The organism is Candidatus Obscuribacterales bacterium (assembly GCA_036703605.1).
GTDB lineage: Bacteria > Cyanobacteriota > Cyanobacteriia > RECH01 > RECH01 > RECH01.
The window spans coordinates 1-9,495 of record DATNRH010000238.1 but is presented as its reverse complement, the minus strand read 5'-3'; the positions used below and the strand labels follow the sequence as shown (position 1 = coordinate 9,495).

Here is a 9,495-nt window from a genome sequence, read left to right as displayed (position 1 = left end):
TGAGTTTGAAGTTCTATATGCTTTAGCCGTTGCCGATCTTAGAAAGCAAACCGATGGCTCCGCATGGGGACCATTTGGCAGGTTTACTTGGAAGTACACAAGCGGAGACAAATCACCTTTTCATAAAGTTGTTAATGAGGCTACTAAACAAAAGGAACAGTGGCTGCCGATTAAAGGTGGTATGTTCGAAGGATCTTATGAAAGATTTGAGGCTGTAGCTAACGACTTTAGCAAGTTGATGAATGAACTATCTTGGTCTTAATACTCTAATAGGGGCTGCCAAGAACTGTATTACGCTATGCTCCCCCAATCATAGAAAACAGAAAAGCGATCGCTCTCGACTAAAGATCGCTAGGTTGCTATGGGTAGACAAAATCGGAATGTGCTGCCCTGATCCAGATCACTAGTAACCTCAATTACGCCACCTTGGAGTTCTACCAGGCGGCGGCAGATGGCCAGACCGATACCGCTGCCCCCAGAATGGCGATCGCGGGAGCGATCGGCGCGCCAAAACCGTTCAAAAACATGGGGCAAGTCTTCCGGCGCAATGCCGATGCCTGTATCTATGACCGCAATCCATACCTGAGTTGCTTCAGCAGTCACCTGCACCGTAATGGTGCCAGCAGGAGTATAGCGCAGGGCATTGCCAATCAAGTTGCCGAGAATTTGCTCCACCCGTTCAGCATCTGCAAGCACCATGAGAATATCTGTAGGACAATCGAGGGATAAGGTAGGACTATCATCAGTGAGTTGACTGGAAAATCGTTCAATCACCGTGTTCAGCAGCGGTTGTAGATTCAGCGGGATGGCATTGATGGGCAAAGAGCCAGCTTCTAGCTTAGACAATTCTTGCAGATCATTGATCAATCGTCGCATCCGCCGCGTTTCTCGGGTAAGTTTTTGGTAGATATCATTAGAGGCAGGTAAGGTACCATCCGCTAGACCTTCCAGATAGCCTTCTACGATAGTCAAGGGCGTGCGTAATTCATGGGCGAGATCGCCCACTAGATCCCGCCGCCGTTGTTCGACCCCTTCAAGATCGGCAGCCATGCGGTTGAAGCCCGAAGCTAGGCGATCGAGTTCGGGAATTTCGCTAGAGGGGACGCGGGCATCCATGTGTCCCGTGGAAAATTTCTGGGTGATTCTCTCCATCTGTTCCAGCGGTTGCATGATGCGGCGAGATGACCAGTAGCTCAGCCCGCCAGCAGCAGATGCTCCTACCACCACAGACCACAAAGCCCCCCGACTCCAAGCGGTTTCAAAGCCTTGGATGAGCCGAGTACGCACCTGTTGCACGGTGTAGCCCTCACCTTCAATTTGCCGCAGATAGATGATGAAGAAGCGCGGGGATGAAAATTTGCCCATGATAATCAGCACACTCAGTCCCATCACCATGACGATGATGTGGGAGAAAAATAGGCGCGATCGCAATCCCCAGTTAGCCATCTTCAAATTTATACCCCACGCCAATGACGGTTTTGAGGAACGTAGGCTGGGCAGGATCCAGCTCAATCTTTTTGCGCAGGCGGGCGATGTGAGTATCCACAACCCGTTCATCGCCATAGAAATCGCTGCCCCAGATGCGATCGATAATTTGGCTACGGCTCCACACCCGCCCTGGATAGCTGATGAACATGGACAATAGATCGAACTCTAGGGTGGTGAGATCGAGGGGGGTGAGTTGACCGTCCTGCTGTCGCTGGGCTAAACGTTGATCGAGATCCACCCAGAAGTTAGGCGTTTCATAGATCTGCCCTTGGGAGCCATGGCGGAGCGATCGCCGCAGCAGAGCCCGCACCCGAGCAACGAGTTCCCGAGGGCTAAAGGGTTTGACCATATAGTCATCTGCGCCGGTGGACAGGCCAATGATCCGATCGAGTTCTTCTCCCTTGGCCGTTAGCATGAGAATGAAGGGATCCTTACTGCCCGGCTGTTGGCGAATGCGGGCACAGACTTCTAGGCCATCTAAACCCGGAATCATCAAGTCGAGAATAATCAAATCAGGCTGCTGGTCTTGAAAGAGCTGGATGGCCGTAAGCCCATCCCGGCAATCTGCGCAGGTAAAGCCTTCTTTCTCCAAATAGAGTCGGATCAATTGGCTAATATCTGCCTCGTCTTCAACAATGAGAATGTTCATACCAAACCTCTAAGACGCTGCATTCCCCTGGGCTGCACCTCGTGTTTTCTCATCGTGGAGCGGTGAACAAGGTTACCGAAGCGATCGCGGCCGGTCATACACGATCCCTGATACCACCCTAGCCTCTCATGCCAGGTTAGGGACGCAACTATGGGTGAGAGAATAGGCTAGTGGCAGTTTTGTGAATGAATGCTTAAGCTGAAATAGGTTCAAATTGTGTCTAGTATATCGTTGAACGCTGGTGCGTCTTCGGCTCTGCCCTTGTATCCTGATAGTGGTTAGATTCTAGGGGTATGAGAGGTATGTTTAAGTATCAATGGTCTCCCGCTGTCGCTGGCTTAACATCGTAGGTTTAGCGTGATGGAAACGGCATCTTACCAATCCCAACTGCGATCGCTCGGTCAGTACCTACAAGACACTCTGCAACAAGAGGTACCGGTACCGGTCGAGGTGCGATGTGTGATCAAACAGGAAAAACTGTTGGTGCTGGCTCAGCATCCCCCAGATATTTCGCTGGATGCTAAGCGAGCCTTTTCGACTTTGCGCAAAGCACTCAATGCTCAGACGAACGATTTACTGCATCCGTTCCTGACCGATGTTTCTATGCTGGCGGTGCAGCTCTACTTACGGGTGGCGGAGCAGCCCCAACCCTATGCATTCCATCCCTTTCAGATAGAAGCGATCGCTCCCATTGAAGCACTCACGGACGATGAGACCGCTGATTTGCTTTCTGAGGATGAGCTGTCGAACTGGGTGTCCGAGTCTGCCATGCCTGAGTCTGCCATGGTGGAGGATGAGGAGCCTCCAGATGAATCATCGTCTCCATCGCAGCGTCCCGCTAAGCGACTGCCTTGGCGGCTAGGTGCTGCGGTGGCGGGGCTAGTCGTAGTGGCGGGGGTGGCGGCCTATGTGCTGAGTCGTCCCTGTATGCTAGGAAGCTGTCGCCCACTGCTGCAGGCCGAGGAGCTATTCACCCAGTCCCAAGGGCAGATGGCATCGGCTACATCGGCTGCGGATGTCAAGGCTATCTATGAGCAACTGACGGAGGCTAGCTATCTGACGACGGTGGTGCCTCAGTGGTCTGGCTATTACGAGGATGCCTTGGCCCAACGCGATCGCTATGATGACCACGTCAAGGTGGTGGGTCGTGTAGTCGATGCTCAAGCAGATGCCTTTGCAGCGGCTCAGCGGAGCCAGAATCCGCCCCATCCGATCGCGACCTGGGAAGACATTCGCGACTTGTGGGAGTCGGCGATCGCCCAGTTGGAGGAGGTGCCTGCCGATAGTCCGATGCATGGGTTGGCGCAGCAGAAGCTAGAGGAATATCGCGGCAATCTGGCGGCCATCAACCAGCGCATTCAGATGGAGCAGGAGGCCCAAAGTCGGGTACGGTCGGCGAGGGAAATGGCCCAGCGCGCCACGGAGCAAGAGGCGGGGAGCGATTCCCCAGAGCAGTGGCAGAGTGCCTATACGGCTTGGCAAATTGCTATGGAAATGTTGCAGCCTGTGCCAGCTCACACCATGAGTCATGCCGAGGCCCAGCAGCTTCTGTCGCTCTACAGTACCCGTATGGCAACCCTGCGCGATCGCCTCAGCCAAGAGGAACTATCCACCACGGTCTATCGACAATCCTTACAGTTGGCCGATCAAGCGGCGACCTATGAGCAGCAAGAGCAGTGGTCTCAGGCAGTGGCGGCTTGGCAGAACGCGCTAACCAATGCCCAGCAGGTGCCGACGGATTCGTCCTACCATGACCAGGTGCAGCCGTTGGTGAATTCCTATGCCCTGGCCCTAGAAGATGCAAGGCAGAATCTACAAATGGCGATCGCTGCCCAAACCGCCGAAACTGAGTTGAATAAACTCTGCGGTGGCGATAATGCCCGCTGTACGTTTCAGGTCAGTCGCGAAGAGGTGCAGTTGCGATTAACGCCTACGTATCAAGCAAATGCAGCCAGTTTCCCCCAGCCAACCTCCGCCTCGATGCCCCTATCCGCTTCCATGGATACCATCCTTCATCAAGTTGCTCAGGTCGGTAATGCGGCTAGGGTTGAGATTGATGTGTACAATGCCGACGGTAGCCTATTTGGGCGCTATGTGCCGAGTCTGTCTGGCTATGTACCCCCTGCCTACATCGAGGTCTTGGATCAAGAGCCAGCCCCGTCTCCCAGCCAAGACGATTGAAGTTCTAAGGTCGTCTTGCTGGTTCCTAGGCTAAGACTCTTGGGATGTTCTTTGGCAGACTCAGCGCGATCGCCAGATTTCTGGCATGATCCCAATAGCCTGTGGCTGTCTGATACAACATGATTGTGGTGTAAGCGAGTGAACTATATTCCACCGTTAGATTTAACGCAGCAATATCAAACTTTGGAGCCCGACATCCGCCAAGCGGTGACGGACATTCTCGCCTCTGGGCGGTATATCAATGGCCCTGTGGTGCAAACCTTTGAGCAGCAGTTTGCCGATTATGTCGGTACGGCGGATTGCATTGGCTGCAATTCCGGCACCGATGCCCTACTGTTGGCGCTGCGGGCCTACGATATTGGCCCCGGCGACGAGGTGATCACGACGCCCTTTACCTTCATTGCCACGGCGGAGATGATCAGCGCGGTAGGGGCGACCCCTGTGTTTGTGGATATTGATGCCCAAACCTATAATCTAGATCTCAATCAGGTGGAAGCCGCCATCACCGATCGCACCAAGGCCATCATGCCCGTGCATCTGTTTGGGCAGCCGGTGGATATGACTCGGCTGATGGCGATCGCCCAAGCCCATAATCTGATCGTCATTGAAGACTGTGCCCAGGCGACGGGAGCAACCTGGCAGGGGCAGAAGGTGGGTAGTTTTGGCCATGTCGGCTGTTTTAGCTTCTACCCCACCAAAAATCTGGGAGCCTGCGGCGATGGCGGAGCGGTGACCACGTCTGATGCGGCGATCGCTGAAAAAATCCGCCTCCTGCGCAACCATGGACAACCCCAAACCTATCGCCATACGGTCGTTGGGATCAATAGCCGCCTAGATGCCATCCAAGCTGCTATTTTGACCATCAAACTGCGCTATCTGGATGGCTGGAATGCTCAACGGCAGGCGATCGCTGACCGTTACTACAGCGCCCTGTCGAAGATGGACGGCGTAGATCCTCCGAGGGCGATCGCCGGTGGGCAGGCCGTTTGGCATCAATACACCCTGCGGCTCACGGCCGAGACGGCTACCCCTGACCTGCGCCAAGCGATCCGCCAGCAGTTGCAAGCCCAAGGCATTGGTTCGATGATTTACTACCCTATCCCGCTGCACCAACAGCCGGTGTATGCAGAGTTGGGCTATCCAGCGGGACAGTTGCCCGTGGTCGAACAGGTGGCCCAACAGGTGCTATCGTTACCCATGTTCCCTGAACTCACCCCAGCCCAGCAAGATCACGTGGTCAGCGGCGTGCGATCGGCCTTGGCCGGTGCAGTCGCCCAGGTTCTCAAGACGCCTGCCTAGTGTTGCTGGAGAGTTAGGCAAATCCGACGCTTGCCTTGCAGGGATGCCATCCGCCTGTTGTTTTATCACATAACCGTTATGAGTGCCGTTTCTTCCTCAACCGCTGTTGACTGGTCATCTTGTTTATCCCAACTCCTCGATCGCCAATCCCTCAATCGCCAGCAGGCGGCGGAGTTGATGCAGGGATGGCTGGAAGATGCCATTCCGCCGGTGTTGTCGGGGGCCATTCTGGCAGCCATTCAAGCCAAGGGTGTTTCCGCCACCGAGCTGGCGGGCATGGCCCAGGTGCTGCAATCCCAGTCCATGGGAGAGCAGTTCACCCTCGATGCTCTGCCAACGCCTCGCATTGATACCTGCGGCACCGGGGGCGATGGCGCATCGACGTTTAATATTTCCACCTGCGTGGCCTTTGTGGCAGCGGCAGCGGGCGTTGCTGTGGTCAAGCATGGTAACCGGGCTGCGTCGAGCAAGGTGGGCTCAGCCGATGTGCTGGATGCCTTGGGGATTCATTTGGGTGCCGATTTGCATCGAGTGCAGGAGGCAGTGCAAGAGGTCGGCATTACCTTTCTGTTTGCTCCGGGCTGGCATCCAGCGATGAAGGCAGTAGTACCGATTCGCAAGACCCTGAAGGTGCGAACGGTCTTTAACCTGCTGGGCCCCTTGGTCAATCCCCTCAAGCCTACGGGACAGGTGCTAGGGGTGTTTGACTCGGCCTTGGTGCCGGTGATGGCGGAGGCGTTGAATCAACTGGGCATGGAGCAGGCGATTGTCCTGCACGGTCGGGAAAAGCTCGATGAAGCTGGTCTAGCCGATGTCACCGATCTAGCAGTCGTCAGCCAAGGACGGGTGGAAACCCTGACCCTCAATCCCCAAGACTTGGGTCTGACGGCAGCATCGACGGAGGCTCTGAAGGGGGGAGAACTCTCGGAGAACGTGGAGATTCTCTCGGCAGTCCTCCAGGGCAAAGGCACGGCGGCCCAAATGGATGTGGTGGCGCTGAATGCGGCCTTGGCGTTGCAGGTAGGGGGAGCGATCGCTGCTGAGACGCCCCAAGCTGCCTACCGTCAAGGTATTGACCATGCGCGGGCCATTTTGGAAAGCGGTGCTGCCTGGGAGAAACTGCAGGAACTCGTGGAGTTTCTCAAGGGCTAGGGGCGATCGCGGTTCTCGGACTCAACCTCAGAGACACCGACAACTCTACCTCGACCAGCTCACATGAAGGAGATGCCGCCGGGCCGGTTGCATCTCCTGTAAGGTGCTCGAAGCCGTAACGCACCGCCTTTTGACTTGAGACAGATACCGACCGAGGCTGAGCCAAGCTGAGATTCTGTCGCGGGATTCAATGACTGCGGTTGACCAAACGGTGAAGAGATGTCGAGGTCAAACCTTGGTTTAAAACAAAGGTGACCCGGAGTTCACGCCTATCACAAGCATCCCGTATTGCTGCTGCCTTCCGGCCCTGACAAGATTGAGGCGTTGTAACTGCATGAGTCCGAGTCATCTCTAGCATAACATAGGCGGTGGCCTATCGTAGTAGAGAAGCAATCATGCTGTTGGCTTGCGACTCATAACCACCACCAAAGAGGTTGAAGTGGTTGATGACGTGATACAGGTTATACAAGGGTTTGCGGCGATCGTAGCCGGGGTCGAGGGGATAGGCGGCCTGGTAGGCGCTATAAAATTCGTTAGGAAAGCGACCGAAGAGTTCCGTCATGGCAATGTCCACTTCGCGATCGCCAAAGTAGGTGGCTGGATCGAGGATCACGGGTTCACCGTCTACGGTGACCGAGGCATTCCCTGACCAAAGATCGCCGTGGACGAGGGAGGGTTGGGGATGATGGCCTGCTAGTAGGTCGGGAATGGCGGCCATGAGTGCGGCCTGCTGAGGAAAATGGCCCCCTCGGCGGGCGGCTAGGCGGAACTGGTGCGCCATGCGATGCTCAAGGAAAAAGTCGAGCCAGCTCTGGGTCCAGGGATTGGGCTGGGGAGTTGCGCCAATGGTGTTGGATTGATCCCAGCCAAAGCCGCGATCGCTGCTCACACGATGCATTGCCGCTAGATTCCGCCCCATATCGTCCCAGGATTGATGGGTGCCATAGCCAAAATTCAGCCACTCCAGCACCAGGTAAGACCGGCTATCGGTAATTCCCCAGCAAATGGGCCGTGGAACGCGGATAGTTTGGGACTGGTAGATTTGCTTGAGCCCCAAGGCCTCGGCCTCAAACATGCCGATTTGGCTAGCCTGGTTGAGCTTCACAAAAAAGGCGCGATCGCCCCCGTCGAGGGCATAGGCCTGGTTGATGCAGCCCCCGCCGACAGGACGGTGGTGCTTGACCTGAAAGGGGCTATCGGTAGTTTGACTAATGTGGGTGGCAATATCAGTCCACATGGGGCTAGGAGGCTGGCTTGGAAACAACAATGCCGCAGGCCTGCGGTGAGAGATACTGCTGCGCAGCACGCTGCAGATCGATGGCATCCAGGGCGCGGATGCGGGCCGGGTAGTTCAGCGCTGGGGTAAGGTCACCCACAAGGGTGTGGTAATAGCCGTAGAGTCCAGCACGATTGCTAGGGGTCTCGTTACCAAAAATGTATTGATTGGCAACCAGAGTGCGCACCCGCTCTAGCTCTTCGTCTTGAATAACATCTGTCTGGAGCGATTGCAGGTGGTTGGCGATCGCTTGTTCAACCTCAGGAATGGCTGCTGCCGGCAACTGCACGGTGATTTGAAAGATGCCTTGCCGCGCATAGGTCATATTGGTGGCGGATACGCTGGTCACCCATTTCCGTTCTTCCCGTAGATCGCGCACCAGTCGCGCTGTCCGCCCCTGACCCAGGATATAGGCGATCGCATCCAACGCATAGGTGTGATGCACCTCATCCATACCGGGCACCCGCCACATCAGGCTTAACCGGGCCTGCTGCAGCGTGGGATCTTCGTAGTCGTAGCGCTGAATAGTTTCAAAGGGTTGCTCGGCGGCTAGGTAGGACGGCCGAGTCAGGGATGGTTCGATCTCCAGGGGACGATCCTGGAGCGATCGCTCTGATAAAGCGGCATCAAACCCATCGGACACAATGCTCACCAAGTCTTCCACCGGCAGGTTACCCACAGCCACAGCCGTGATGGACTGGGGGCGATACCAGGTGTGATGGAACTCGCGCATCTGCTGCGCCGTGAGCGATCGGACGACCTCTTCGCGCCCTAAGACCGGACGGCGATAGGGTAAGTGCTGAAACGCAGCTTCCATGGATCGGTAGAAGCTACGGCGGCGAGGATTATCGTGGGATCGACGAATTTCTTCGAGAATGACCGATCGCTCTCGCTCAAAGGCATCATCGGGAATGGCAGCATTCAGCACCATCTCGATTTGCAGGGGAGCTAGGGTGGCAAAATCGTCGGGGGCGGCGGTGATGTAGTAGTGGGTATAGTCTTGACTGGTGGCGGCGTTGGTGGCCCCTCCACACTGTTCAACGGTGCGCTCAAAGAGCCCGGTCGGCAGTTGCCGCGTGCCTTTGAAAATCATATGTTCTAGGTAGTGGGCGATGCCATTGATGTCATCGGACTCAACGGCTGACCCGGCTCCTAGCCAAAGACTGAGATTGGTGGCCTCAACGGGCATTTGCTCTGCCACAATGGTTAACCCGTTGGATAACCGATGAACCGTTGGAGCAGTCAAGCCAGTAATCGAATCTGACCCAGTTAGCGTAAACGTCATAAACACCTATGGAGCGGTACCGCTTCATCTATCTTAATTGTCAATGATGCGTCCGCGCAGTAGGCTGACTGACCAGATCCGCAGAAATCCAGAGGATTCTGATCTCGCCGGGGAGCGATCGCACCTTTTACCATACACACCTAAATGGGGTCTTGTCCGATACAT

8 protein-coding genes and 1 other RNA gene are annotated in these 9,495 nt (G+C 55.6%); 4 read left to right on the top strand and 5 right to left on the bottom strand.

Annotation, left to right across the window (positions count from 1 at the left end; translation table 11 throughout):
* On the top strand, positions 1-262 hold a 262-nt coding region (locus tag V6D20_05050), incomplete at its 5' end, for a hypothetical protein (GenBank protein HEY9815156.1).
* Positions 263-351: 89 nt separating this feature from the next.
* Here the strand turns inward: V6D20_05050 and V6D20_05045 are convergent.
* Together V6D20_05045 and V6D20_05040 are read right to left on the bottom strand one after the other, a co-directional pair.
* Positions 352-1,446 (bottom strand): HAMP domain-containing sensor histidine kinase, encoded by a 1,095-nt coding sequence (locus V6D20_05045; GenBank protein HEY9815155.1) that lies wholly within the window; start codon positions 1,444-1,446, stop codon positions 352-354.
* Positions 1,439-2,137 carry a response regulator transcription factor gene (locus V6D20_05040; GenBank protein ID HEY9815154.1) on the bottom strand — a complete coding sequence of 233 codons (699 nt, stop codon included), beginning with the start codon at positions 2,135-2,137 and terminating at the stop codon, positions 1,439-1,441. The genes V6D20_05045 and V6D20_05040 overlap by 8 nt, the downstream gene beginning before the upstream one ends.
* A 360-nt stretch (positions 2,138-2,497) precedes the next feature.
* Between V6D20_05040 and V6D20_05035 the strand changes: the two genes are divergently transcribed.
* The 3 genes from V6D20_05035 (at position 2,498) to trpD (ending at position 6,769) form a co-directional block, all read left to right on the top strand.
* Positions 2,498-4,318, top strand: coding sequence for a hypothetical protein (locus V6D20_05035; protein HEY9815153.1), 1,821 nt, complete (start codon positions 2,498-2,500; stop codon positions 4,316-4,318).
* A 138-nt stretch (positions 4,319-4,456) separates the two neighbouring features.
* Positions 4,457-5,617, top strand: coding sequence for a DegT/DnrJ/EryC1/StrS family aminotransferase (locus tag V6D20_05030; GenBank protein ID HEY9815152.1), 1,161 nt, complete (start codon positions 4,457-4,459; stop codon positions 5,615-5,617).
* A 78-nt stretch (positions 5,618-5,695) separates the two neighbouring features.
* The gene (gene trpD / locus V6D20_05025) at positions 5,696-6,769 is read left to right on the top strand and encodes an anthranilate phosphoribosyltransferase (GenBank protein HEY9815151.1); all 1,074 of its coding nucleotides are present in this window, start codon (positions 5,696-5,698) and stop codon (positions 6,767-6,769) included.
* A gap of 250 nt (positions 6,770-7,019) precedes the next feature.
* Here trpD and ffs read toward each other — a convergent pair.
* The 3 genes from ffs to V6D20_05010 all read right to left on the bottom strand — a co-directional run bounded on the left by ffs (position 7,020) and on the right by V6D20_05010 (position 9,330).
* An RNA gene (ffs, locus tag V6D20_05020) (signal recognition particle sRNA small type) lies at positions 7,020-7,116 on the bottom strand.
* Positions 7,117-7,142: 26 nt separating this feature from the next.
* A complete protein-coding gene (locus V6D20_05015; protein ID HEY9815150.1) occupies positions 7,143-8,006 on the bottom strand; it encodes a fructosamine kinase family protein in 864 nt (287 codons plus the stop codon).
* A gap of 4 nt (positions 8,007-8,010) precedes the next feature.
* Entirely contained in the window at positions 8,011-9,330 is a 1,320-nt protein-coding gene (locus V6D20_05010) for a pitrilysin family protein (protein HEY9815149.1), read from the bottom strand.
* Positions 9,331-9,495: the final 165 nt, after the last annotated feature.